This is a genomic window from Bradyrhizobium sp. USDA 4474 (assembly GCF_054057515.1).
In genome coordinates this window covers 5,710,843-5,735,719 of sequence record NZ_JBSRZJ010000002.1, presented here as the reverse complement: position 1 = coordinate 5,735,719, position 24,877 = coordinate 5,710,843, and the positions used below count along the sequence as shown (strand labels likewise).

Annotated in this window: 17 protein-coding genes and 2 pseudogenes; 12 read left to right on the top strand and 7 right to left on the bottom strand. The window is 64.1% G+C overall.

All coding sequences use genetic code 11. From position 1 onward, the window contains the following. Positions 1-137: 137 nt before the first annotated feature. The 10 genes and pseudogenes from ACVW16_RS28640 (at position 138) to ACVW16_RS28595 (ending at position 11,423) form a co-directional block, all read left to right on the top strand. A complete protein-coding gene (locus ACVW16_RS28640) occupies positions 138-881 on the top strand; it encodes an SDR family NAD(P)-dependent oxidoreductase (protein WP_456738017.1) in 744 nt (247 codons plus the stop codon). A 298-nt stretch (positions 882-1,179) separates the two neighbouring features. Continuing rightward, positions 1,180-2,625 carry a glucan biosynthesis protein G gene (locus ACVW16_RS28635; protein WP_456738330.1) on the top strand — a complete coding sequence of 482 codons (1,446 nt, stop codon included), beginning with the start codon at positions 1,180-1,182 and terminating at the stop codon, positions 2,623-2,625. After that, the gene (gene mdoH, locus ACVW16_RS28630; protein WP_456738016.1) at positions 2,613-4,754 is read left to right on the top strand and encodes a glucans biosynthesis glucosyltransferase MdoH; all 2,142 of its coding nucleotides are present in this window, start codon (positions 2,613-2,615) and stop codon (positions 4,752-4,754) included. The genes ACVW16_RS28635 and mdoH overlap by 13 nt, the downstream gene beginning before the upstream one ends. 110 nt (positions 4,755-4,864) lie before the next feature. Beyond that, positions 4,865-5,281 carry an NAD(+)--rifampin ADP-ribosyltransferase gene (gene arr, locus ACVW16_RS28625; RefSeq protein WP_456738015.1) on the top strand — a complete coding sequence of 139 codons (417 nt, stop codon included), beginning with the start codon at positions 4,865-4,867 and terminating at the stop codon, positions 5,279-5,281. Positions 5,282-5,600: 319 nt separating this feature from the next. Beyond that, the gene (locus ACVW16_RS28620) at positions 5,601-6,989 is read left to right on the top strand and encodes an MFS transporter (RefSeq protein WP_456738014.1); all 1,389 of its coding nucleotides are present in this window, start codon (positions 5,601-5,603) and stop codon (positions 6,987-6,989) included. Between the two features lie 21 nt (positions 6,990-7,010). Then, entirely contained in the window at positions 7,011-8,159 is a 1,149-nt protein-coding gene (locus ACVW16_RS28615; protein ID WP_456738329.1) for a 2Fe-2S iron-sulfur cluster-binding protein, read from the top strand. A gap of 16 nt (positions 8,160-8,175) precedes the next feature. Beyond that, positions 8,176-8,265, top strand: a pseudogene (locus ACVW16_RS28610) (sulfur oxidation c-type cytochrome SoxA); the annotation flags it as partial. A gap of 75 nt (positions 8,266-8,340) precedes the next feature. Beyond that, positions 8,341-9,667: pseudogene (locus ACVW16_RS28605) on the top strand (ABC transporter substrate-binding protein). Next, entirely contained in the window at positions 9,664-10,602 is a 939-nt protein-coding gene (locus ACVW16_RS28600; protein WP_456702365.1) for a carbohydrate ABC transporter permease, read from the top strand. Before ACVW16_RS28605 ends, ACVW16_RS28600 begins: the two are co-directional and overlap by 4 nt. Beyond that, positions 10,599-11,423 carry a carbohydrate ABC transporter permease gene (locus ACVW16_RS28595; RefSeq protein ID WP_177243057.1) on the top strand — a complete coding sequence of 275 codons (825 nt, stop codon included), beginning with the start codon at positions 10,599-10,601 and terminating at the stop codon, positions 11,421-11,423. Before ACVW16_RS28600 ends, ACVW16_RS28595 begins: the two co-directional genes overlap by 4 nt. Before the next feature lie 59 nt (positions 11,424-11,482). On the opposite strand, the gene ACVW16_RS28590 is transcribed toward ACVW16_RS28595, so the two are convergent. From ACVW16_RS28590 to ACVW16_RS28580, 3 genes are all read right to left on the bottom strand, one after another. Then, positions 11,483-13,150: a regulator gene (locus tag ACVW16_RS28590; RefSeq protein ID WP_456738012.1), complete on the bottom strand. Its 1,668-nt coding sequence runs from the start codon at positions 13,148-13,150 to the stop codon at positions 11,483-11,485. 10 nt (positions 13,151-13,160) lie between these two features. Further along, positions 13,161-13,859: a cysteine hydrolase family protein gene (locus tag ACVW16_RS28585; RefSeq protein WP_456738011.1), complete on the bottom strand. Its 699-nt coding sequence runs from the start codon at positions 13,857-13,859 to the stop codon at positions 13,161-13,163. A 203-nt stretch (positions 13,860-14,062) separates the two neighbouring features. Continuing rightward, entirely contained in the window at positions 14,063-15,019 is a 957-nt protein-coding gene (locus ACVW16_RS28580; protein ID WP_456738479.1) for a hypothetical protein, read from the bottom strand. Positions 15,020-15,183: 164 nt separating this feature from the next. Between ACVW16_RS28580 and ACVW16_RS28575 the strand changes: the two genes are divergently transcribed. After that, entirely contained in the window at positions 15,184-18,660 is a 3,477-nt protein-coding gene (locus ACVW16_RS28575; RefSeq protein ID WP_456738010.1) for an indolepyruvate ferredoxin oxidoreductase family protein, read from the top strand. Positions 18,661-18,663: 3 nt separating this feature from the next. Here ACVW16_RS28575 and ACVW16_RS28570 read toward each other — a convergent pair whose 3' ends face one another. The 4 genes from ACVW16_RS28570 to ACVW16_RS28555 all read right to left on the bottom strand — a co-directional run bounded on the left by ACVW16_RS28570 (position 18,664) and on the right by ACVW16_RS28555 (position 23,646). Then, positions 18,664-20,421 (bottom strand): FAD-dependent oxidoreductase, encoded by a 1,758-nt coding sequence (locus ACVW16_RS28570; protein WP_456738328.1) that lies wholly within the window; start codon positions 20,419-20,421, stop codon positions 18,664-18,666. 58 nt (positions 20,422-20,479) lie between these two features. Continuing rightward, positions 20,480-21,499 carry a S1C family serine protease gene (locus ACVW16_RS28565; protein WP_456738009.1) on the bottom strand — a complete coding sequence of 340 codons (1,020 nt, stop codon included), beginning with the start codon at positions 21,497-21,499 and terminating at the stop codon, positions 20,480-20,482. Between the two features lie 91 nt (positions 21,500-21,590). Further along, on the bottom strand, positions 21,591-22,040 hold the full coding sequence (locus ACVW16_RS28560; RefSeq protein WP_456702359.1) for a hypothetical protein: 450 nt from the start codon (positions 22,038-22,040) through the stop codon (positions 21,591-21,593). 7 nt (positions 22,041-22,047) lie between these two features. After that, positions 22,048-23,646 carry a GMC family oxidoreductase gene (locus ACVW16_RS28555; RefSeq protein WP_456702358.1) on the bottom strand — a complete coding sequence of 533 codons (1,599 nt, stop codon included), beginning with the start codon at positions 23,644-23,646 and terminating at the stop codon, positions 22,048-22,050. Between the two features lie 200 nt (positions 23,647-23,846). Here ACVW16_RS28555 and ACVW16_RS28550 point away from each other — a divergent pair, with 200 nt between their 5' ends. After that, positions 23,847-24,635, top strand: coding sequence for a thermonuclease family protein (locus ACVW16_RS28550; RefSeq protein ID WP_456702357.1), 789 nt, complete (start codon positions 23,847-23,849; stop codon positions 24,633-24,635). The last annotated feature ends 242 nt before the right edge of the window (positions 24,636-24,877 follow it).

The following is a 24,877-nucleotide window of genomic DNA, read 5'->3' as shown; positions in this document are numbered from 1 at the left end:
AGCCTTTTCTTTTTGGTGTTTCCTTCGCGAGGCGACTTGGTTACCACTGCTCGTCCCGCTCAGGCAATTCGCTAGAGCTGCAGGACGGGCGGGAAGCGAAAGCAAGAAGCAAGAACCGATCAAGAGAGCGTGTCACCATGGATCTCGGGCTGAAATCGAAAACCGCTGTTGTCACCGGCGCCAGCATCGGCATCGGCCGCGCCATCGCCAAGGGCCTCGCTGCCGAAGGCGTCCGCGTGGTGGGCGTGGCGCGCCGCACCGACCTGCTCGCCGAGCTGGTGAAGGAGGTCGGCGGTGGGCTGATCACGCCGTTCGAGCAGGATGTGATGGCGACAGACGCGGCGGAGAAGATTTCCGCTTTCGCGCTGAGGGAGCTCGGCCATGTCGACATCCTCATCAACAATGCCGGCGGCAGCCGTCCCCTCCCCATCGATGCGCCCGACAGCAAATGGGACGAGGCCATCGCGCTGAATTTCACCAGCTACCGCCGCATCGCGCATGCGCTGCTGCCGCAGATGATCGAACGCAAATGGGGCCGCATCGTCAACATCACCGGCAAGTCCGAGCCGGAAGGCCTCAACGCCGCGTTCGCCGCGAAGGCCGCGGTGCACGCCTGGGCCAAGGGCCTGTCGCGCGAGATCGGCGAGCACGGCATCACCATCAACTGCATCCCGCCCGGCCGAATCATGAGCGAGCAGATCCGCCGCAACTACGCGCCTGATTATCGCGAGCGTTTTGCCGAGGAAGAGATTCCGGTCGGCTACTGGGGCGAGCCGGAAGACCTCGCCGCGCTCGCCGTGTTTCTGGCGTCACCGGTGGCGCGCTACATCACGGGAACGGTGATCCCGGTGGATGGCGGGTTGAGACGGTATCAGTTCTAGGAGGCTGCTGATTCCGATGCAGCCCTGCGGCTCGCCGACATCCCATCACGCGACATCGCTGGCTTAACCTGATCTGTTGATGGAGCAGACGGGCGGCTGCATCGGATCCAAAGACGGCCCCTGAATTCGCCCAAGCATCCGCCGAAATTATCGCTGTCGCGCCACGTTGCCCAGGCGGAACTCCGGGGAACATGGGTCGTTTCCTCCCCTGGTTCGAACCGGGGAGATAAGCGTGAACCGCCGTCAACTTCTTCGCGCGTCGGCTGCTGTTTCAGCTGTCACTATACTGCCGCGTGCAATGGCGGCCGAGACGGGCTCCGCCCCGTCCTTCAGTCCTTCCTACGTACGCGAGCTTGCCCGCGCGCTTGCGGCCAAGCCGTTCGCGCCTGCCGACGAGAAGCTGCCGGATGCGCTGACGAATCTCAACTATGACCAATACCGGTCCATTCGTTTCGCGCCGGAGAAGGCGCTATGGCGTGATGAGAAACTGCCGTTCGAGGTGCAGTTTTTTCATCGCGGCTTCTTCTACAAGAACAGGGTCGAGATCTTCCAGGTCGCGGACAAAAGCGTCATGCCGATTCCCTATCGGCGCGATGACTTTTCTTTCGGGGACGGCCTGGGGCAATGGCCGGATCTCGACATCGGCTTTTCCGGATTCCGCGTCCACGCTCCCATCAACCGGCCGGATTATTACGACGAAGTTTGCGTATTCCTGGGCGCAAGCTACTTTCGGGCCGTCGCGAAGGGCCAGACATACGGCCTGTCGGCGCGCGGGCTGGCGATCAATACCGGCGAAAGCAAGGGCGAAGAGTTTCCGGTGTTCAAGGCGTTCTGGCTCGAAAAGCCCGCGCCCAATGCCTCCTCCCTCGTGGTGCATGCGCTGTTGGACAGCAAGAGCGCGGCGGCAGGCTACCGGTTCACCATTCGACCCGGCCAGACCACGGTCTTTGACGTCGAGATGGCCCTCTATCCGCGGGTCGACGTCGAGCACGCCGGACTCGCGCCGATGACCAGCATGTTCTTCTTCGGGCCAAACGACCGCAAGGATTTTGACGATTTCCGCCCGGCGGTTCACGATTCGGATGGACTTGCGATCTTCAACGGCAGGGGTGAGCAGCTCTGGCGCCCGCTCAACAATCCGCACGATCTGCAGGTCAGCACCTTTGCCGATCGCAATCCAAGCGGCTTCGGCCTGATGCAGCGGGAGAGGAATTTCGCCGCCTATCAGGATCTCGAATCCAGCTTCGAAAAGCGCCCAAGCCTCTGGTTCGAGCCGATCGGCGATTGGGGCGAAGGTGCCGTGAAACTGTTCGAAATTCCGACCAAGGAGGAGGTTCACGACAACATCGCCGCGCTTTGGCAACCCAAGCAGCCGTTGATGGCCAAGAGCGAGCACATCTTCACCTACCGGCTCCACTGGGGGCCCGACGCGCCGAAACCCGAAGCGCTGGCGCGGTTCACGCGAACCGGGATCGGCAGCCGGGGCGACGACAGCAAACTGTTCGTCCTTGAACTCATGGGCGAACAACTCAAAGGCGTGGATCCCAAGACCATCAAGGGCGTGGTGACCGCTGAAAAGGCCGAGATCAGCAACATCGTCACCCAACCGAATCCCATGACAGGCGGATGGCGTCTGAGCTTTCAATGTGCGGTCAAGGGGCAGACGGCGATCGAACTGCGAGCCTTCCTGGCGCAGGGCGATGCGCCGGTCTCCGAGGTGTGGATCTATCGATGGACGCCGTGAAGCAGTTCCCGCCGCCACCGCGGAGCGCCCTCGGCAGCCCGTTCCTGCCGCCGGAAAGTCCGCTCCCGATGTTGCCGTGCCGACTGGGCCGCGCGGCAGACTCCGGCCGGGATCCGGTTCGTCCCGGGGCCGCCCTGATCGTTCGACGCCTCTTCATCTTCGTCGGCACGGCCTTGCTGACGGCTGCCGGCGGCTACGGCATGTACGACGTGGTCGAAGTGGGTGGCGTGACCTTTCTCGAAGCGGTGCTGCTCGGCCTTTTTCTCGTGCTGCTCGCCTGGGTCGCGTTCTCCTTCATGTCCGCGCTTGCCGGATTTTTCGCGCTGCTGACGCGTCGGCCTGCCGGATTGCCGCTCGACACCACCGGCTCCCTGTCAGCGGTGACGTCGCGCACGGCCATGCTGATCCCGACCTATAATGAGGATCCGCATCATGTCATGGCGCGACTGCGCGCGATGTATGAATCGGTCGACGAGACGGGATACGGGGAAAAGTTCGACTGGTTCCTGCTGAGCGACACGACTGACCCGGACATCTGGATCTGCGAGGAGATGACCTTCATCCAGCTGCGCCGCGCCTGCGGCCTGGATCGGTTGTACTACCGCCATCGCTCCGACAATACCGCACGAAAATCCGGCAACATCGCCGACTGGGTCAGCAGGTTCGGCGCAGCCTACGATCACATGATCGTTCTCGACGCAGACAGCCTGATGGAAGGCAATACCATCGTGCGCCTTGTCCACGCGATGGAAACCGATCCCCTTGCCGCGCTGATCCAGACGCAGCCGGTCATCGTCAACGCGCGGACGCTGTTCAGCAGGCTGCAGCAGTTCTCGGGGCGCGTATACGGCCCGATCGTCGCAGCCGGTAACGCCTGGTGGCACGGTGGCGACAGCAACTACTGGGGCCACAACGCCATCATCCGCGTGCGGGCCTTCGCTGCGGAGGCCGGCTTGCCGGAGCTGCGCGGCCGCAAGCCTTTCGGAGGCCACATCCTCAGCCATGATTTTGTCGAGGCTGCGTTGATGCGCCGCGCCGGCTGGAGGATCTATATGGCACCGAACATTGGGGGCAGCTTCGAAGAGGTCCCTCCGTCGGTGCTGGACTTCGCGGGGAGAGACCGTCGCTGGTGCCAGGGTAACCTGCAGCACCTCGCGGTCCTGCCGGCGCGCGGGCTATACTGGGTGTCGCGGCTGCATCTGCTGACGGGCATCGGCTCTTATCTCACCGCGCCGCTGTGGCTTCTGTTCCTGGTGCTCGGCCTGCTCATCTCATTGCAGGCGCACTTCATCCGCCCCGAATACTTTCCGAAGGGATTCAGTCTGTTTCCCACCTGGCCGCAACAGGACCCGGTGCTCGCGGCCCGGGTCTTTGCCGCGACGATGGGACTTCTGATCTTGCCCAAGCTGCTGGCCTATGTCTTGGTGATTGGCCATCGCGAGGGACGCATGGGTTTCGCCGGAAGCGTTCGCCTGCTGCTGGGGGTGTTTTGCGAAACTGTTCTCGCGGCACTGATCGCGCCGTGCATGATGATCTTCCAGAGCAAGGCGGTCGTGGAAATTCTCGTCGGGCGGGACGCGGGATGGCAGGTGCAGCGCCGAAGCGATGGAGAGCTTGCGCTCGGCGAGATCTATCGCAAGTTCGCCGGGCCCACCCTGTGCGGCCTGGTCCTTGCGCTCAGCGCCTATGCGGTCTCCTTGCCGCTGCTGCTTTGGATGTCGCCTGTGGTGCTGGGTCTCCTGCTTGCAATTCCGCTGGGAATAATAACGTCGTCGCGGTTGAAGGCGCCCGGAGTCTTTGCAACGCCGGAAACCAACAATCCGCCCGCTGTGGTGCTCCGCGCGAATGAATTGGCCGCATCGGAGCCCATCGAAACGACCAAAGCCCTGCACCAGCTCAGCCGGGATCCGGAGTTGCTGGGCGAGCACCTGGGTTCACTCTCGCTTGCGAGCCCCCGCAAGTTCGGCCCTGTCCACGTGCCTCTGGCGACGGCGCGCGCCAAGGTCGAAGAATGCGAAAGCTTCGAGGATGCGGCCGCGTGGCTCGACAAATCTGAATTGCACGCGGTTCTCAGCCATCCCACGCTGCTCCGGAGAGTCCTGGAGATGCCTCGTGGCAGGCAGGGATAGGGCGATGGCGAGATCGGCGAGCACGGCATCACCATCAACGGCATCCCGCCCGGCCGCATCGTGAGCGCGCAGATCCGCCGCAACTAACAACAGCCGCCCAGGATCGATTCATGTCATCCGCACCAACCATGTTCGCGCAATCGTTCTTCCACGGCACACGCGCCGATTTGAAGCCCGGCGACCTCATCGTCGTCGGCCATCCCTCCAACTTCACCGACATCAAGCCGCTGTCCTGGGTTTATTTCACGGCCACGCTGGACGCGGCGATCTGGGGCGCGGAGCTCGCCGCAGGCAGCGGACCGGGGCGGATCTACGTCGTGGAGCCGACCGGGCCGATCGTCGACGATCCGAACGTGACGGACAAGAAGTTTCCCGGCAATCCCACGCAGTCCTATCGCTCCCGCGATCCGCTGCGGGTGATTGCCGAGGTGACGCAGTGGCAAGGCCACGCGCCCGAGCGGCTGCAGCAGATGACGGACAATCTCGCCCGCCTGAAGGCGGACGGTATCGACAACATCGTCGACTAGCGTCGTGAGGGTGGCCGCTCAGCACGAGCTGGCTTTGCCGCCATGATGACATCGTGCCGGTGTTTTGCCCGACGTGTCAACTTGTCCGGCGCCGCTGAGGTCGCAACCGAGCCGGCTGAAAAACCCCTTCTCCATCAAGGGGCCTTCTACGGTGCATGGGGTTGTTTTCGAGCGCGCGGCTCACGCGGCCAGCAATATCCCGGCGATCGCAGCGCCCTTTGCGCATACAATGCATGCAAGCATATGCCTGTGGAAGGCGCCGCAAGCGTAGTACACGCCAGAGATCATCGACGCCGATCGCCGGAGCAAAGCGCAAGGCATGACCATCACGTTACCTGCCGCTGCGCGCGAGCCCGATCATCCCAAAGCCGATGGCCTGCCGGCCGAACAGCGCCGCTGGGCGATCGCGGCGATCTTCACGGCGTTGGCGATGGCCTCGCTCGATACCGCGATCGCCAACATCGCGCTGCCCGCCATTGCCGCGAATCTGCATGTCAGCCCGGAGCAGTCGGTCTGGGTGGTCAACGTCTACCAGATCGCGCTGGTGGCCACGCTGCTGCCGCTCGGGGCGCTCGGCGAGATCGTCGGGCACCAGCGCATCTATCTCGGCGGTCTCATGCTGTTCACCATCGCCTCGCTGTTCTGCGCAGTGGCCTGGTCGCTGGACAGTTTGCTGGTCGCACGGACGCTGCAAGGCCTGGGTGCCAGCGGCATCATGAGCGTCAACACGGCGCTGGTGCGTTTCGTCTATCCCGGCCGGATGCAGGGCCGCGGCTTCGGCCACAATGCGCTGGTGGTCGCAACCGCCTTCACCTTCGGTCCCTCGATTGCGTCTGCGATCCTTGCGGTCGGCCCATGGCCGTGGTTGTTCGCGGTCAATATCCCGTTCGGCCTCGTCGCAACAGGCATCGGCTTCACGATGCTGCCGAACACGCCGCGCGCCGATCACGGCTTCGATTTCCTCGGCGCGCTGCTCGCTTCTGCCTGCCTCGGCCTGTTCATTACAGGCATCGGCAGCGCCGCGCACGATATGTCGCCGGTCGTCGTGGCCGTCGAGCTCGTCACGGCATTCGCACTCGCCTTCATCCTGACGCGGCGTCAGGCCGATCATCCCGCGCCGATGCTGCCGATCGACTTGTTCGCCAGGCCGATGTTTGCTCTGTCGGCGGCGACCGCGGTCTGCTCCTTCGCGGTGCAGGGTCTCGCTTTCGTCTCGCTGCCGTTCTATTTCGAGGACGTGCTCGGACGCTCGCAGGTCGAGACCGGCTTCTTCATGACTCCGTGGCCGCTGGTGGTTGGCATCATGGCGCCAATCGCGGGCCGCCTCTCTGATCGCCATCCGGTTGGCCTGCTGGGTGGCATCGGTCTCATTCTGCTAGGCCTCGGCATGGCGCTGCTCGCATGGCTTCCCGCGAGCCCGAGCATCCCTGACATCGTCTGGCGGATCATGATCTGCGGCATGGGGTTCGGTTTCTTCCAGGCACCGAACATGAAGGCGATCATGTCGAGCGCGCCACCGCATCGCGGCGGCAGCGCCTCGGGCATCGTCGCAACTGCGCGACTGACGGGGCAGACGACCGGTGCTGCGCTGGCCGCGGCCTGCTTTGCCATGGCGGGCCACAACGGCGCCACCGTGGCGCTGACGTTGGGCGCAGGCTTTGCCGCACTCGGCAGTGTCATGAGCTTCCTGCGGCTGGCGGTGAAGTAGGACGGCGGGGCAAACCTAACAATCAACGGAAAAACCTTCACACTCGACGTCGAGCCGGATACGCCGCTGCTCTGGGCGATCCGCGAGAATGCCGGGCTGACCGGCACCAAATATGGCTGCGGCATTGCGCAATGCGGCGCCTGCACCGTTCACATGGACGGTGTCGCCACCCGCTCCTGCGGAATCTCGGTCACCGAGGCCGAGGGCAAGAAGATCACCACCATCGAGGGACTCGCGTCCGGCAGCACGCTGCACAAGGTGCAGCACGCCTGGATCGCCAAGGACGTTCCGCAATGCGGCTATTGCCAGAGCGGCATGATCATGGCCGTGGCGGCACTGCTGAACGACAAGCCGAAGCCGACCGATGCCGACATTGACGAGGCCATCACCAATATCTGCCGCTGCGGCACCTTCCAGCAGGTGCGCGAAGCGATCCACGCGATCAATGCCGTGGCCGAGAAGATCGGCTGGACAACGCCGGCGCCGCAAGGCGTCTATCGCGGCATCGCGCAGGTCATGGGCTATGGCAGCTACGTTGCCGGCGTCGGCGAAATCTCGGTGGCGGACGGCAACAAGATCAAGGTGCTTCGCATCGTCGCCTCCACCGACCCCGGCTACGTCGTCAATCCGGCCCAGGTGGAGCGGCAGATCGCAGGCTCCTTCGTCTATGGCCTCTCGGCGCTGTTCCATGGTGGCTGCACCGTGAAGGACGGCCGCATCGAGCAAACCAACTTCGACACCTTCAAGTCGATGCGCATCAACGAGATGCCGAAAGTGGAAGCGCGCAACGAGGTAATCGCGGGCCTGCGTGACATCGAAGCGCAGCAATTTGAATATGACAGGCTCGCCGCCGAGGGCGTCACCGTGATCGGCCAGGCGGTGTCCGCCATCGAACCACAGCTGCGCAGCTGCCATTCCGGCCCGTTCCCGGAAACGCGTTTCCAGGGCGACCTCGCGCCGGATCTCAGTGGCGCCGGGAACCGCTGGACGGTCAGCCAGTTGCGGCTTCGAATGGTTGACGCCTCGCGCTTCAAGCCGGACACCATCATGCCGTCCTATTGCCGTGCGGACCGCCTCGTCCGCGTCGGACGCGGTTTCATGGGCAAACCGATATTGTCGGCCGCAGAGCTCGAGGACATCGTGGCCTTTCTTGCAACGCTCCGAGACTGAGCTTTGCCGGAGGCGTTACGGCGCGCCCGAGCTGGTCGCGCTCGAACTCCATCTGATGTCGCGGGCCCGCGGAATGCCGATGGAAACGCCGGCGGTGCGACCGTAACGCCCAAATTAGGGCTAGGCAGGCGTCGAACGGTCGCTAGTATCCCCCCAAATTGAGTCACAGGGAGGAATTAAGGTGACTGACCACAAAATCTCGCGCCGTACGCTTTTGACCGGCACCGCGGCAGCTGGCGCGCTCAGCCTGACGGGATGGCCGGCGCGCGCCGAGGTCAACTGGAAGAAATATGCCGGGACCAAGCTCGAGGTGATCCTCGCCAAGGGCCCACGCGGCGATAATCTGCAAAAATACGTCAAGGAATTCACCGAGCTCACCGGTATCGAGGTCGAATCCGAGCAGATCCCGGAGCAGCAGCAGCGCCAGAAATGCGTCATCGAGCTCACCTCCGGCCGACCAAGCTTCGACGTCGTCCATCTCAGCTATCACGTGCAGAAGCGGCAGTTCGAGAAGGCCGGCTGGCTCGCCGACATGACGCCCTTCATGAAGGACCCGACGCTGACGGCGCCCGACCTCGTCGAGAGCGATTTCTCGGCCCGCCGGCCTGCAATACGCCAAGAATGACAAGGGCCAGATGCTGTCGCTGCCCTGGTCGGTCGATTATTTCATCCTCTACTACAACAAGGAGCTCTTCCAGAAGAAGGGTGTGGCCGTCCCCAAGACCCTCGACGAGATGGTCGCGGCCGCCGAAAAGCTCACCGACCCCAAGGAGGGAATCTACGGATTCGTCGGGCGAGGCTTGCGCAACGCCAACATGGCGTTGTGGGGCAATTTCTTCCTGGACTACGGTGGGGAATTCCTGGACAGCAAGGGCAACATCCTCACCGACGGGCCGGAAGCCGTCGAGGCGACGAAACTGTACCAGACCCTGCTAACCAAATTTGCTCCACCCGGCGTCGCCGGCTTCAACTGGATGGAGTCGATGGCCTCTTTCACGCAGGGGCGTTCGGCGATGTGGATCGACGGTGTCGGCTGGGCCCCACCGCTTGAGGATCCCGCTGCGTCGCGCGTGGTCGGCAAAGTCGGCTACACCGTCGTGCCTGCAGGCCCGAAGGGGCACTATTCGGCCACCTATGGTGACGGCGTCGGCATTGCCGCTGCGAGCAAGAACAAGGAAGCGGCCTATCTGCTCTGCCAATGGATCGTCTCGAAGAAACAGGGTGCGCGGTTGTTGCAGGCCGGCGGCGGCGTGCCGTTCCGCAACTCGATCCTCGGTGATTCCGAGGTGCAGCAGGGTGTGAAGATGCCCAAGGATTGGCTGCAGTCGGTGATCGATTCCAGCAAGATCAGCAAGCTTGGTCTTCCCGTCGTGATCCCGGTCGCCGAATTCCGCGACATCGTCGGCGCAGCGCTCACCGCAACCTTGTCCGGTGCCGATCCCGCCGCCGAGCTGAAGAAAGCGAACGATCAATTTCGTCCGATCCTGGAGCGTAGCGAAAAGGCGTGAGTGCGTTGACACAATCGACTCCGGCCGCGGCACGGTCTGATGCCGGGCCGGAGAAGGAGCTGCGGCCGCCGTCCTATTGGCCGTTCGTGGTGCCGGCGTTGCTCGTCGTGCTCGCGATCATCATCTTCCCGTGGGTGTTCACCATCTGGATGAGCCTGAACGAATGGAAGGTCGGCTCGCCGACGACCTTCGTCGGATTCTCCAACTATCTGCGATTGACCAGCGATCCCCGCTTCATCGAGGCGATCGGACACACGCTGGTCTACACGCTGCTGTCCGTACTGTTGCCGCTCGTGTTCGGCACATTCGCAGCCGTGGTGTTTCACCAGAAATTCGCCGGACGCGGTTTTCTGCGCGGTATCTTCATCATGCCGATGATGGCGACGCCGGTGGCGATCGCCCTGGTCTGGACCATGATGTTCCACCCGCAGCTCGGCATACTGAATTACCTGCTGTCGCTGGTCGGACTCCCCCCGCAGCTGTGGGTATTTCATCCGGCAACCGTCATTCCGTCGCTGGTGCTGGTCGAAACCTGGCAATGGACGCCGCTCGTAATGCTGATCGTGCTCGGCGGTCTGGCCGCGATCCCGACCGAACCCTATGAGAGCGCCCAGATCGATGGCGCCAATCTCTGGCAGGTGTTCCGCTTCATCACGTTGCCGCTGATCATGCCGTTCCTGTTCATCGCCGGCATGATCCGCATGATCGACGCGGTGAAAAGCTTCGACGTCATCTTCGCGATCACGCAGGGCGGACCGGGCACGGCGTCGGAGACGATCAACATCTATCTCTATAGCGTCGCCTTCACCTACTACGATCTCGGCTATGGCTCGGCGATCGCGGTCATATTCTTCCTGCTGATTGTCCTGCTTGCTGCGGTAATGCTCTACGCCCGGCAACGCATGTTGTGGACCGAAATCGCGAGCGACGCATGACGCCACGTCAAATCATCGGCAAGATCAGCCTGTGGTTCGCGGTACTCGTCATCGTGTCGCCGGCGATCCTGTTCTTTCTCTGGATGGTGTCGCTCTCGCTGAAATTCGAGGTCGACAATGCGGCCTACCCACCGGTGTTCATCCCCGAGCATTTCGCCTGGAAGAACTATGCCGACGTGCTCGCCTCCAACCGCTTCGTCACCTATTTCTTCAACAGCCTGATCGTTACCGGCAGCGCGACCGCGCTCGCGCTGATGGTCGGCGTCCCCGCCGGCTATGGTATCGCGCGCATGGCCGCCCACAAATCCGCGATCGTGATCCTGATCGCCCGCATCACGCCCGGGCTGTCCTATTTGATCCCGCTATTCCTGCTGTTTCAATGGCTGGGACTGCTCGGCACGCTGGTGCCGCAGATCATCATCCATCTCGTGGTGACGGTGCCGATCGTGATCTGGATCATGATCGGCTATTTCGAGACGACCCCATTGGAGCTGGAAGAAGCCGCGCTGATCGACGGCGCCACGCGCTGGCAGGTGTTCCGGCATGTCGCTCTGCCGATCGCCAAGCCCGGCATCGCGGTCGCTTTCATTCTCGCGGTGATCTTCTCCTGGAACAATTTTGTGTTCGGCATCGTGCTGGCCGGACGTGAGACCCGCACCCTGCCCGTCGCCGTCTACAACATGATCTCGTTCGACCAGCTGAGCTGGGGCCCGCTTGCCGCCGCCGCGCTGATCGTCACCCTCCCGGTGCTGTTGCTCACGGTGTTCGCCCAGCGGCAGATCGTGGCCGGGCTTACGGCCGGCGCCGTCAAGGGCGGTTAGAAAATGAAACCAGCCGGGCCATCAAACATGGCCCGGCCGCTTTTTATGTTTTGCCTACCCTACTCCGCCGGTGCGGCCTGCATCTCCGGGGGCGCGGCATAGCGTTCGGTGGCGCCGAGCTTGCTGGCTGCGAACAGGCCCGCTGCCATGACGGCATAGGCGAACGCCACCGCGGGCGTCACGCCGAAGCCGCCACCGACGCCAACAGCTTCACCATGCATGAAGCCGAAATAGGTCAGCACCGCGCCGACGAGCGCGAAGGCTGACGCCTTTTCGAAGTCACGCTCGATGATGAAGACGCCGATCGCACCCAGAATGAGCCCGCCGAGGATGGAGCCGCCGCCCATGACCTCGAGCCCGTGATAGAACACGCCCTGCTGCGGCAGGGCGGCAATCGCTGCACTCTTCACTGCGGCGGCCTTGTCGGCGGCCATGCCGCCGACGGTAGCCGCAGCATTCACGGTCGAGCCGAGCATGGTGTCGATCTGGAGCTTGGCCCATGCGGCGAGATGCGGCGTGAAGGCCAGCGCCACGGCGGGCGCGTGCTTCGACGGCGTGGTCTGGAAAGCCTGGGCGGTCATCAACATGCCGATATAGAGCAGGATCGGCGAGATCGCGACGACAGGCACCAGGGCCAGCAGCACCGAGATGACACCGAACCAGGACAGCACCACAACCATGATGCCGGTTGCGGCCGAATAGCCGATCCGGCCGCCCATCGCCTTCCAGCCGGGATGGCCGATATAGACCGCGTTGATGAAGGGATTGCCCATCAGGCAGCCGATCAGGCTGACGACGCCGTCGGCGGTCAGCACACGCGTGGTCGGATATTCGTCCCCCGCGGCTTCCGCGCTCTCGACGTTGTCCATGGCCTCGACGAGATCATAGATGCCGAAGGGAATCGCGGTCACCAAGATGACGCCGAGATATTCGAAGCCGGAGAAGACATGGTTCACCGCAGGGATCGGCACCGAGAAGCCGAAATTGGCGAAGGCATCACCGACGCCCTTGACGCTCAATCCCCCGAGGCCGAGACCGAACAGGTTCGAGCCCCATGCGATGATCATGCCGACCACGATCGCGATCAGACCGGCCGGAACGCTCTTCGGATATTTCACGCCGCCGAACCAGCTCACCAGAATGATGGCGAAGCAGACCAGACCGATCTGCGGAGTCATGTACATCTCGAGCGCCGGGCGCATCGCAATGAAGGTGAGCGAGACGCCTGCAAGCGTGCCGAGCAGCGCCGCGCGTGGCGTGATCTTGCGTATGAACGGTGCGATAAAGCCGCCGATCATCAGGATGAAGCTCTGGAAGAATACCCAGACCAGACCCGCCGACCAGCCCTTGAGCGGGTCGCCGGTCTTCAGGGTAACAGGCAGCATGATCACGAAGGTGACAATGAACATGTGCGGCACGCTGACGCCGGACGGCAGCGCGCAGACATCGCTGCGGCCGGTCTTCTGCGCGAGCCGGTAGGCGAGGTATGCGTAGTAGAAGGTGGAGAGGCACATCATCAGCCCCAGCGCGGGCAGGATACGGCCGAACACGAGACTATCAGGCATTTTCAGGACGAAGCGGAGCAGGCCCGTGAGCACCAGCATGTTGACGAGGATGTTGGTGCCGAAGCCGAAAAACGCGTTCCAGTCACCCGATGTCCAAAGTGCCGGCTTGAACTCGGACTTGTTGATCTCAGATTTGGCGGCCGTCCCCGTAAACGTGCTCATGGTCATACCCCTATGTGGTCGAAGTCTTCATCGCCTCCAGAACTGCGGCCGAGTCTGCGACCCAGCCGAAGATGCCGCCCTGGGCCTTGATCATCTTCAGGCCCATCTCGTGGAATTCGGGGAAGTAGGACGCGCAGCCGTCCGAAATGACGACGCAGCGATAGCCGCGATCATTGGCCTCGCGCACGGTGGTGTTGACGCATACCTCTGTGGTGACACCGCACACCAGCAAGTTCTCGATGCCGTATTTCTCGAGCACGTCTGTCAGCTCGGTGGCGTAGAACGCGCCCTTGCCGGGCTTGTCGATCACGACCTCACTGTCGAGCGGATAAAGCTCGGGGATGATGTCGTGACCGGCTTCACCGCGAATGAGAATGCGGCCCATCGGACCGGGATCGCCGATGCGCAACGACGGCGCGCCGCGCTCGACCTTTGCAGGAGGCGCGTCGGAGAGGTCAGGCAAATGGCCCTCGCGCGTGTGGATCACCAGCATGCCGGTGTCGCGCGCGGCCTTCAGCACCGCACCGATCGGCTTTACCGCGCGCGCAAGCTGGCTGACGTCGTTGCCAAGCGTTTCGCCAAAGCCCCCGGGCTCCATGAAGTCGCGCTGCATGTCGATGATCACAAGCGCCGTCGACAACCAATCGAGCTTGATCGGCTCGGGCTCGGCGCTGATGACGCCCAGTGTCGGCTTGGTTGAGTTCAACATGACGAGGCCCCGCGAGAACTCTCTGTCTCAGGAGTTCTGCAAGCGCCGTGCCATTGTGTACAATCGCGGGAGCGTCAGGGAGACAAGGGAAATCGCTGCGCACTCAGAAGGTTACGCCAGAGATCGACGTCTGCTTATTCCCTGTGCGTCGGCTTTTGCGACGTGCATTTGCTCAAACGATGAGCGGCCGTGAGGCGCACTTCTTAGCGGCCAGTATCTCCATACAGCTGTCGATACTCCTCCTCATACCGCGCATAGGAGTCCTTCAGTGTCGCCATGTTGAGCAGCATCTTCGCGACCATTGTGCCTGCCTTGTCGAACACGCGTGTCTTGACCCACGCGCTCTCGGTGCGGCGGCTGCCGGACAACGCGACCACCTCGCGCTCCACCTCGTACTCCTCGCCGACGAAAAGCGGTCCCCCCACGAGCCGGATCTCCTGGTCGGCGAACAAGCCGACGGCCGGCCCCTTCGCCGGCAACGGATCGTCCTTGGAGCGGTACTGGAACAGCACGCTCAGCATCTCCATCGGAATGATGGCCTGCCCCCACGGATTTTCGGCGCCCGAATAATAGGCCGAGCTCTCGGTGATGACAGCGAGCTTCTGCCGCAGCGAAAACGGATAGAGGTCGCCCATGTTCTGATCGAACGCCATCCGCACCGTCTGTCGCGTGCTGGTCTGCGCCACCTTGACGTCGCGCAGGATCACGGGATCGACGAGCGGCTTGAGTTCGGTCAGGCGCGCCTCGAGCGCTGTGGCAATGCCGGGATCGCCGACCGACGCCGTGCCCCGCAGCACCTCGGTGCCGTCGCGCTTCACCATCTGGATCTGGCACTGGCTCGTTCCGGACAAAGGCTTTGACAGGATCGCCTGCACCTCCTCGCCCTCATAGCAGACGCTGCGATAATGCGCGGAGAGACAGCCGCTCTCAAACCACGCCTGGCCCCAGAGACGCGCACCGAGCGGCGCAAACTGGCTGAAATGCGTCGGCCCTTCGATGGTGCCACCCTTGAAGCCGAGCTTCTGCGCGGTGGCATCGTCGTGGATGGAGGCATGCGCATCGTAGACTTGCTCGTGCAGCATCTGGCGCGGCTGGCGCCACGGCCCGATCAGGGCCTCGGCGGTCTCCGTGATCTCAGTCTTGAACGCACTTGCAGTCATGGGCTCCTCCACGGGCAGCCATGACTAGCAGGCCCGCCACCGATGCGGCCAGCGATATTGACTTCGGTGGCCCATGCTTTTGAGTGCCAGCACCCGCTTCGCAAGTCGCCCCCTCTTTCCGCGGCGCAAAATTCCTCCCGGACACGACGACAAGGACGCCTGAAATGACGCTGTTGCAGGTCGAGCTGGACGACAAATACCGGCTCGAATCGAAACGGATCTTCCTGTCCGGCACCCAGGCCCTGGTCCGCTTGCCCATGTTGCAGCGCGAACGCGACCGGCTCCAGGGGCTCAACACCGGCGGCTTCATCTCGGGTTATCGCGGTTCCCCGCTCGGCATGTACGACCACGCGCTGTGGCGCGCCAAGTCGCACCTCGAGCAGCACGACATCGCTTTCGTCCCCGGCCTGAACGAGGACCTGGCTGCGACCGCCGTCTGGGGCAGCCAGCAGGTCGGGCTGTTTCCGGGCGCCAAGGTCGATGGCGTGTTCGGCATCTGGTACGGCAAGGGCCCCGGCGTGGACCGGTCCGTCGATGCGCTCAAGCATGCCAACGCAGCCGGAACCTCGCTCAATGGCGGCGTACTGGCGCTCGCCGGGGACGACCATGGCTGCCAGTCCTCGACGCTGGCGCATCAGAGCGAGCAGGTGTTCGCGGCGGCAATGATCCCCGTGATCAATCCGGCCACGCTGCAGGATTACCTCGATCTCGGCCTCTACGGCTTTGCGCTCTCGCGCTTCTCCGGCTGCTGGGTCGGCTTCAAGGCGATCAGCGAGACCGTCGAGAGCTCCGCATCGATTGACAGCGACCCTGAACGTATCAAGATCGTGCTCCCCGACGATTTCGAGATGCCGCCGGGCGGCCTCAACATCCGCTGGCCCGATCCGCCGCTGGAGGCGGAGAAGCGCCTGTTCGGCCCGAAGATGGCGGCGGTGCAGGCCTTTGCCCGCGCCAACCAGCTCGACCGCATCGTGCTCGATTCCAAGCCGGCGCGGCTCGGCATTATCGCGACTGGCAAGGCCTATCTCGATCTGCGCCAGGCACTCGCTGAGTTAGGCATTACCGACAAGGATGCGCGGGATCTGGGCTTGCGCATCTACAAGGTCGCGCTGACCTGGCCGCTGGAGGAAAGCGGTGCCAAGCGTTTTGCCGAAGGGCTCCAGGACGTGCTCGTGGTCGAGGAGAAGCGCGGCTTCATCGAAGACCAGCTGATGCGCATCCTCTACAATATCGATGCCTCAAAGCGTCCGACGGTCACAGGCAAGCGCGACGAAAGTGGTGCGCCGCTGCTCCCGGGCGAAGGCGAACTGACGCCGACGATTGTCGCCGGTGCGCTGGTCGCGCGGCTGCGCAAGCTCGGGCATCACAGCCCGGTGCTGGAGCAGCGCCTCGCCCGGCTCGAAGCGTTCGACAATCCCGTCACCACCGGCACGCAGATCAAGCTCGCGCGTACGCCCTTCTTCTGCTCCGGCTGCCCGCACAATTCCTCGACCCGCGTGCCCGAGGGAAGTCGCGCCATGGCCGGCATCGGCTGCCACGCCATGGCCCTGAGCATGCCGACCCGCCGCACCGATCTGATCTCGCATATGGGCGCCGAGGGCGTGAACTGGATCGGCCAGTCGCCCTTCACCACCGAGAAGCATATCTTTCAAAACCTCGGCGACGGCACCTACACTCATTCCGGCCTGCTGGCGCTGCGCGCGGCATCGGCCGCCGGCATCAACATCACCTACAAGATTCTGTACAACGACGCGGTCGCGATGACCGGGGGCCAGCCGGCCGAGGGCGCCTTCAACGTTGCGCAGATCGCGCATCAGGTCTGGGCGGAGGGCGTCAAGCGGCTCGCGATCGTCTCGGACGACCCGACCAAATACCCTGAGGGCAACTACTTCCCGCAAGGCGCGACCATCCATCATCGCCGCGAGCTCGATGCCGTGCAGCGCGAGCTGCGCGATATCAAGGGCCTGACGGTCGTGATCTACGACCAGACCTGCGCCGCCGAAAAGCGCCGGCGCCGCAAGCGCGGGCTCTATCCCGATCCCGCCAAGCGCGCCTTCATCAACGAGCTCGTTTGCGAGGGCTGCGGCGATTGCTCGCAGGCGTCCAACTGCGTCTCTGTGCAACCGCTGGAGACTCAGTTCGGCCGCAAGCGGCAGATCGACCAGTCGAACTGCAACAAGGACTTTTCCTGCGTCGAAGGCTTTTGCCCGAGCTTTGTCACCGTGCATGGCGGCTCGCTCAAGCGCATGAAGAGTTCGGCGGTCGATTCCGGGCAGCTCTTCGCGGACCTGCCGCTGCCGCCGGCGCGTGAGCTTGACGAACCCTACAACATCCTGGTCACCGGTATCGGCGGCACCGGCGTCATCACCATCGGCGCCCTGCTCGGCATGGCCGCCCATGTCGACGGCCTCGGCTGTTCGGCGCTGGACTTCACTGGTCTGTCGCAGAAGAACGGCGCGGTGATGAGCCATGTCCGCATCGCGCCGAAGCCGGAGGATATTTCGGCGGTCCGCATCACCACCGGCGGCGCCGACGTCATCCTCGGCTGCGACATGATCGTCTCGGCCGGCCCGACGGCGCTGAGCCGCGCCGAGCGTGGCGTGACCAGGGCCTATGTCAACGCCGACCTCCAGCCGACGGCGAGCTTCGTGCAAAATCCAGACATCGATTTCGAGATGGGCGCGATGCAGACCGTGCTGCGCGACGCCGTCGGCGACAAGAACCTCGACATCATCGACGCGACAGGCATTGCCGCGGCGCTGATGGGCGACAGCATCGCGACCAATCCATTCATGCTCGGCTTCGCCTTCCAGAAGGGCGCGATCCCGCTCTCGCTGGAGGCCCTGCTCCGCGCCATCGAGGTCAACGGCGCCGCGATCGAGATGAACAAGCTCGCCTTCACCTGGGGCCGCCTCGCCGCCCACGACATGTCGCGCGTGCGCAGCGTGCTCCAGTTCAAGAGCCGCGCCTCCGTTTCGACCCCTTCGCTCGACGATATCATCGCGACACGCGCGGAATTTCTGACCGGCTATCAGGACAAGGCCTACGCGGACCGCTATCTCGCGGCCGTTGCCAAGGTCCGGAAGGCGGAGAGCGCCGCCTCGCCTGCGTCCACGGAGCTGACCGAGGCGGTGGCGAAGAACCTGTTCAAGCTGATGTCTTACAAGGATGAATACGAGGTCGCGCGGCTCTATACCGACGGCAGCTTCGCCAAAAAGGTGTCGGAGAAATTCGACGGCGATTTCACGTTGAAGTACCATCTCGCTCCGCCGATTTTTGCGAGGCGCGACAAGACGAATGGCCGGCTTCAGAAGCAGGAGTTCGGCGGCTGGATGATCCACGCCTTCCGCATTCTAGCAAAGCTGAAGTTCTTGCGCGGCGGGGCGTTCGACCCGTTCGGCCGCACCGAGGAGCGCCGCAGCGAGCGGAAATTGGTCGCGGATTACCTTGAGATGATCGATCGGCGGATCGTTGGGCTGAAGCCCGAGCAGATTCCGCTGCTGGCGCGGCTCGCCCGCGTGCCAGAGACGATCCGCGGCTTCGGCCACGTCAAGGAAGCCAACATCAAGCTGGCTGCGGCGGAGAAGGCGCGGCTGGAAGCAGAGCTGGAGAACAGCCGGTTTGCGGCGGCCGCGGAGTAATAGTTAGGGCTCGCCCGCCCTCCGCGCATCATTGCGAGAACCCCTTGCCTTCGCGGCACTTGGCACGGTCACCACCCCCTCGGCCAAATGCCGTCCCGCGATATACCCGAACGTCAACGCCGGCCCGAGCATGATCCCCGGCGCCGGACAGTTCCCGTTCATGATCGAGCCCATGTCATTGCCGCAGGCATAAAGCCCCGCAATCGGCGTGCCGTCCTGGCGCAGCACGCGCGCCTGCGCATCGACCTTCATGCCGATCGCCGTGCCGAGATCGGCGGGGTAAATTCGCAGCGCGAAGAAGGGTGCCTCAAGGATCGGCGCGACGCATGGATTGGGCTTGTGGCTGGTATCACCGAGATGCCGCTGATAGATGGTGCTGCCGCGACCGAACTCGGGATCGCGCCCCTCCTTCGCATCGGAATTGTAGCTCGCAATCGTCGCTGCGAGCACGGTCGGCTTGATGCCGGTCTTCGCCGCGAGCTGTGCGATGTCGGGCGCCTCGATCAACTCGCCGTTCGCCACATGGCGCCGGAAACTGCGCATGAACGGCTTGATGCGACCAAGGCCGTAGGTCCACAGGAACTGGCGATCGCAGACCAGATAGAACGGACGGTCCGGTTCGTCACTGCCATCGCGTAGCATCGCGAGCACGAACTCATGGTAGGACAGCGCCTCGTTGACGAAGCGGCGGCCGGCAGCGTTGACAGCGATCACGCCGGGCTTGGCGCGATCGGTGACCGTGTGCGGAAACACGCCGCGGCTACCGTCGGCGCGACGGAACAGCGAGACGGGCACCCAGTAGGCCGGGCTCGTCGCGTCGACGTTCAGCGCAGCGCCCACTGCCGTCGCGAGGCGAAGACCATCCCCCGTGGCTGACGTGTTCGTTGCCGAGACAAATCCAGCAGCAGGCGGGAAGCAGCGCTTGCGCAGGGTTGCATCGTGCGAGAAGCCGCCAGTTGCGACCACCACGCCGCGGCGCGCCGCAATCCACCGGTCACGTGAGCCATGGCGGATCACCACACCGCTGACGCCATCGCCCTGCACCGACAGATCCTCGACGTCGGCGCTGAAGAGGATCTCGACCCGCCGCGTCAGCAGCGAGGCATAGAGCCGCGCCGCGAGCGCATTGCCGAGATGCAGCGTCGTTCCCCGCGGGCTGCGCAGCCGCTGCAGCGCGTATCCGGAAACGAGCCGCGCCGCGCGCAAGGTCGAGCGCAGCGATTTTCCGGCCCGGCGCAGATGCAGGATGTCACGTCGATCGACCATCATCCCGCCGAATATCGTCGACTCCGGCATCGGCGCGCGCAGTCGCGCGAAATGCGCGCCCAGCCGCGTGCCGTCGAAGACGACCGGCTCGAGCACACGCCCGGCCGACGTCGCGCCCAGCCGCTCCGGATAATGATCCGGACAGGCCTTTAACGGTTGAAGGCGCACTTCGGTGTTGGCCTCGAGCCAGGCGACCGCCTCCGGCCCGCGGGCGAGGAATGCAGCGCGCAAGCCGGCATTGGCCGGCTCCGGCACCGTGCTCGACAGATAGCGAACGGCATCCGTAATGCTGTCAGACAGCCCTGCCTCTTTCATCTTTGGATTGGCGGGAATCCACACCATGCCGTCGGACCACGCCGTGGTGCCGCCGACAAAGGCGGTCTTCTCGATCATGAGCACGCGCAGACCTTCGGTGGCGGCGACCGCCGCAGCCGTCATGCCACCGGCGCCAGCGCCGATGACAATGACGTCGTAGGTCTCATGCGCCGGCATCATGCGGCGGGTTTCGAGGACAAGGCATGGCACCGTCATACCTCGCCCGAGGGCACCCACGCTAGCGGGCCGGCTTGCGCTCGATCGGATCGATATCGATCGCCCGGAGGCGGCCGAGCCGCAGCACGTCCATGGCGAGGCGGCGGCCGATGCGGTCGCGGTCGAGCACGCGGATCAGATCGTCGACGCCGTTGATGTCGACGCCATCGAGCTTGATCACGACGTCACCGGGCAGCAGACCCGCTTTCGCCGCAGGTCCATCCGGCTCGATCTGCATCAAGAGTGCGCCCATCTTGTTCTCGACGCCGGCCAGCACCGCGTGCCGGCGCGGGACCGGCGCGGTCTGTCCCGCGACGCCGATAAAGGCGCGGCGGACGTAGCCGTGGCGGATGATTTCCGACAGCACGAATTGCGCGGTGTTGCTGGCGACGGCGAAGCAGATGCCTTGCGCACCATTGATGATGGCCGTGTTGATGCCGATCACCTCGGCATTTGACGACACCAGCGGTCCGCCGGAATTGCCGGGATTGAGCGCGGCGTCGGTCTGGATCACGTCCTCGATGGTGCGGCCGCTGACCGAGCGGATCGAGCGCCCGAGCGCCGACACCACGCCGGCGGTGACGGTCGATTCAAAACCGAGCGGATTACCGATTGCGATCACGAGCTGGCCGCGCCGCAGCGTCTTGGAATTGCCAAGCGCGGCATAAGGCAGGTCGCGTACGCCGTTGGCGCGCAACAACGCGAGGTCCGTATCAGGATCGACGCCGAGCACCCGGGCGTCGCCCACGTTACCCTCGACGTCGCGCAGCCTGATCTCCTTGGAGGCGCCAACCACATGGCTGTTGGTGAGCACCAACCCGTCCGGCGAGATCACGATGCCGGAGCCGAGCCCGCCGCGCCCGCGGCCGTTCGGCGTCTTTGGCCCGGTCTCGACACGCACGACGGCGGGGCCGACGCGGTCGGTCACGTCGATCACGGCATTGGAATAGGCGTCCAGCAGGGTCCGGTCATCGACCGGAGCAGACGCCGTCGTTCGCGATGACGGCGCGTCATCGACGATATCTGAAGTGAAATCCAGCATGGTAGAAGCCCTTGAGGCTCACACAGATGGTGGCCTGTTCCCGCCTGCGCAAGGTGCCTGCCCCGGACGCCGGGCTGGACTGCCCAGATGGCTAGGGCGGTCGCCGCAGCGTGCCGCCCCTCGCCTTGACGGGATCGAGCAGCGACCAGTCGCCGTCCGGGAGCACATGGCCCCTCGGGAACGGTGCACGCAGCTCGAGGCCGAGCGAGCGCAGCACGCGGTCGTCGCGATAGTAGCATTGCAGAACGACGCGAACGAGCGTTGCCGCGGCCGCGCCGCCGTGGTTGCGAAACTCCTGCGCCACTGCATCGCGCCCCGCGCTATCGAGATCCGCGAGCGGCTGACCTGCGAGCCGCGCCAGATGGTCCAGCGCCGTCGCGACCAATTTGGTGTCGCGGCCGAGCGTCGCAAGGATATCGGCCTGGATCGCGGCGTCGTCGGCGCCGGGCACCTTGTACTCGTCGCTGGCGGGAACGATCATCCCCGCGACGGTGCGGAGGTCGTCGCGCTGCGCGCGCGTGAGCTGAAGACTTTCAGACATGACGGCCTCAGTCGAACAAATTGGCGAGACGCTGCTTCATCTGGTCGGCGATGTAGAGCGCGAGGGCCTGGATGGTGGACGTCGGGTTCACGCCGCCCGAGGTGACGAAGATGCTGCCGTCGACGATGAACAGGTTTTTGACGTCGTGCGTGCGGCCCCACTCGTTGACCACCGAGCGCTTGGGATCGGTGCCCATCCGCGCGGTACCGAGCAGATGCCAGCCACCCCAGGGGATCGGCGAGTTGACGCAGATGTCGGTTGCCCCCGCCGTCTCGAGGATCTCGCGTCCGCGGGCGAGCGCATGGTCCATCATCCTCCGGCTGTTCTCGCTGATGGTGTAGTTGATCTTCGGCGCAGGGATGCCGTGGCTGTCCTTCAGCACGGGATCGAGCGTGACCTGGTTGTGCTCCTCCGGCAGATCCTCGCAGATCGCGGAGAAGCCCAGCCGATGGCCGTTGAGCTTGCGGAAAACGCGGTGATGGTCCTCGCCCCACGGCAGAATACCCTTCTGCTCGCTGACGACAGCCTCGAACACCGGCCCAGCCCCGCGCACGAACTGGACGCCATAGCCGCGCACGAAGCCGCGCGACAGGTCCGTGTCGTACCACTCCTTGCTCCACAGGCAGGTCGGCGGTGCACGGTTGGAGTCGGTCGGCTCCTTCACGTAGCCGTAGATCTGCGCGTAGGGATGGAACATCAGATTCTTGCCGACGAGGCCCGACGAATTGGCAAGACCGTTCGGAAAGCGGTCGGACTTCGAGTTGAGCAGCAGCCGCGGCGTGCCGACGCCGTTGCAGGCGATGATCACGACATGCGCCGGCTGGAACTGCTCGACGCCGTCCTTGTCGTAATAGACCACGCCGGTGGCCATGCCGTTCTCGTCGGTGGTGATCTCGCGCACCCGGCAATGCGTGCGCAGCTCGACGCCGGCCCGGATCGCATGCGGCCAATACGTGATGTCGGTCGAGGACTTTGCGCCTTGCGCGCAGGCTGGTGTGCAATGACCGAGATTGATGCAGCGCGCGCGGCCCTCATAGTCCATCGTCGCCACCGTCGTGTCCGACGGCCACCAGTGCCAGCCGAGCTTGTTCATGGCCTTGGCGATGATGGCGCCGGACAGTCCCAGCGGCTGCTGCGGCATCGGCGGATGCGTCAGGGGCGATCGAGGATCGCCTGACAGGCCTGATGTGCCCATCATGCGGTCGTTCTCTTCGAAGAACGGCGTCAGCGTGTCATAGTCGATCGGCCAGTCGTCGGCGACGCCGTCGAGCGTCTTCACCTTGAAGTCAGAGGGATGCAGCCGCGGCCAGTGCGCGGTGTACATCACCGTCGAGCCGCCGACCGCGTTGTAATTGACGACCTTGATCGGCGAATTGTCGTCGTTAACAGGATAGTCCTCGGGCCGGCCGCGGACGTTGGGGCTCGACGACCATTCGCCGTAGAACTTGGCCTCCCAGTCCCGGCCCGTGCTGGGGTATTCCGCCGGGTTCATCCAGCCGCCCTGCTCCAGGCAGAGGATGTGCATCTTGGTATCGGCCAGCGACCACGCCGCCGCAGCGCCCGAAGCGCCGGCGCCAATGATGAGGACGTCCACGGGGTCTTTCATCGAAACGCTTTCCTCCCGCCCTCGCCGCTTCCCGGGCGATTCGGCCATCACGGCTCACAAGCTGGCCAAACGATAGGTGCAGATCGGGCGGCGAGTAAAGGCTGGCGCGCGAATGTCGCACTTCGCACAGCGCAGACCATTGGTCTCGCGACGACCGGATGCTAGGAACAAGGGGGTAAGAGCAATCATAGCGAGAAATTATGTCCTCGAGGAATTCATTTGCCACCGCCCGCGCGTTCGCCCTTGTCTCGTTTCTTGCTCTGTCCGGATTCCTGGAGACTTCCAGCCCCGCCGCCGCGCTGACTGCGGCTGCGACGGTTCGGGATGCCAATTCGATCCAGCTCGGCGATGTCACCTACCGGCTCGACGGCGTCGACGCGCCTGAGCTGGACCAGGTCTGCATCGACGACCACGCCGATCCCTGGACATGCGGCATCGAGGCCCGCGAGCAGCTCACCAAGCTGATCGGTGGCAAGCCCGTGCACTGCGACGATGTCGGGCCCGAGAAGAACTTTGGCAAACGCCATCGCGCGATCTGCACGGTGGAGGGTGACAAGGTCTCGTTGAACGAGCAGCTGCTCAAACTCGGCTTTGCCATCGCGCGCGAGCCGATCAAGGCCAACGTCAAGCCGGCGGCCGCTGAGGCGAAAGCCGCGTCAGCCGGCATCTGGAAAGGCTGCTTTATTGCACCGCAAGAATTCCGCACTGGCAAGAAGGACGGCCAGCTGCTCGGCAGCGCCTGCCGCTCCGATCGCGACAAGGAAATCCGCGCAGTCCTGTTTCCGGAGGACCTGACGGCCCCGCCGAGTTGCGCCATCAAGGGCAAGCTCGCAGTGCGGGCGCGGGTCACCGGCAATATCGGCATCTATCATTTGCGGGGTTGTCCGAGCTATGCCGCGACCACCAAGCCGGACCGCTGGTTCTGCTCGGAGGATGACGCGCAGGCCTCGGGCTTCCGCAAGGCCTACAATTGCCGTCGGCCAAAGTGAACATTTGGCTCACGCACTCTTGAGTGGTAGTCCGAGACCGTATTGATCCGGAATTGAACCCAAACGGGAGTTGCTGCACCTATATGTGTACGCAAGCGCTTTGCGCGAGCGTTTCCTTGGCGACGATCCGGGCTTCGGTCCGATTGTTTTGCTCAGGCGTTTCCTCCCTAGACTTGGGCCGCTTGTCAGAAACAAGCGGCCTTTCTTTATGGCCCGGCGCATCGCGATCGATCCCAGCCATT

What these genes read in the sequence shown, in the direction of transcription:
- ACVW16_RS28640 (WP_456738017.1), top strand. Translation starts at nt 138, where the DNA reads ATGGATCTCGGGCTGAAATCGAAAACCGCTGTTGTCACCGGCGCCAGC.
- ACVW16_RS28635 (WP_456738330.1), top strand. Translation starts at nt 1,180, where the DNA reads ATGGCGGCCGAGACGGGCTCCGCCCCGTCCTTCAGTCCTTCCTACGTA.
- mdoH (WP_456738016.1), top strand. Translation starts at nt 2,613, where the DNA reads ATGGACGCCGTGAAGCAGTTCCCGCCGCCACCGCGGAGCGCCCTCGGC.
- arr (WP_456738015.1), top strand. Translation starts at nt 4,865, where the DNA reads ATGTCATCCGCACCAACCATGTTCGCGCAATCGTTCTTCCACGGCACA.
- ACVW16_RS28620 (WP_456738014.1), top strand. Translation starts at nt 5,601, where the DNA reads ATGACCATCACGTTACCTGCCGCTGCGCGCGAGCCCGATCATCCCAAA.
- ACVW16_RS28595 (WP_177243057.1), top strand. Translation starts at nt 10,599, where the DNA reads ATGACGCCACGTCAAATCATCGGCAAGATCAGCCTGTGGTTCGCGGTA.
- ACVW16_RS28590 (WP_456738012.1), bottom strand. Translation starts at nt 13,150, where the DNA reads ATGAGCACGTTTACGGGGACGGCCGCCAAATCTGAGATCAACAAGTCC.
- ACVW16_RS28585 (WP_456738011.1), bottom strand. Translation starts at nt 13,859, where the DNA reads ATGTTGAACTCAACCAAGCCGACACTGGGCGTCATCAGCGCCGAGCCC.
- ACVW16_RS28580 (WP_456738479.1), bottom strand. Translation starts at nt 15,019, where the DNA reads ATGACTGCAAGTGCGTTCAAGACTGAGATCACGGAGACCGCCGAGGCC.
- ACVW16_RS28575 (WP_456738010.1), top strand. Translation starts at nt 15,184, where the DNA reads ATGACGCTGTTGCAGGTCGAGCTGGACGACAAATACCGGCTCGAATCG.
- ACVW16_RS28570 (WP_456738328.1), bottom strand. Translation starts at nt 20,421, where the DNA reads ATGATGCCGGCGCATGAGACCTACGACGTCATTGTCATCGGCGCTGGC.
- ACVW16_RS28565 (WP_456738009.1), bottom strand. Translation starts at nt 21,499, where the DNA reads ATGCTGGATTTCACTTCAGATATCGTCGATGACGCGCCGTCATCGCGA.
- ACVW16_RS28560 (WP_456702359.1), bottom strand. Translation starts at nt 22,040, where the DNA reads ATGTCTGAAAGTCTTCAGCTCACGCGCGCGCAGCGCGACGACCTCCGC.
- ACVW16_RS28555 (WP_456702358.1), bottom strand. Translation starts at nt 23,646, where the DNA reads ATGAAAGACCCCGTGGACGTCCTCATCATTGGCGCCGGCGCTTCGGGC.
- ACVW16_RS28550 (WP_456702357.1), top strand. Translation starts at nt 23,847, where the DNA reads ATGTCCTCGAGGAATTCATTTGCCACCGCCCGCGCGTTCGCCCTTGTC.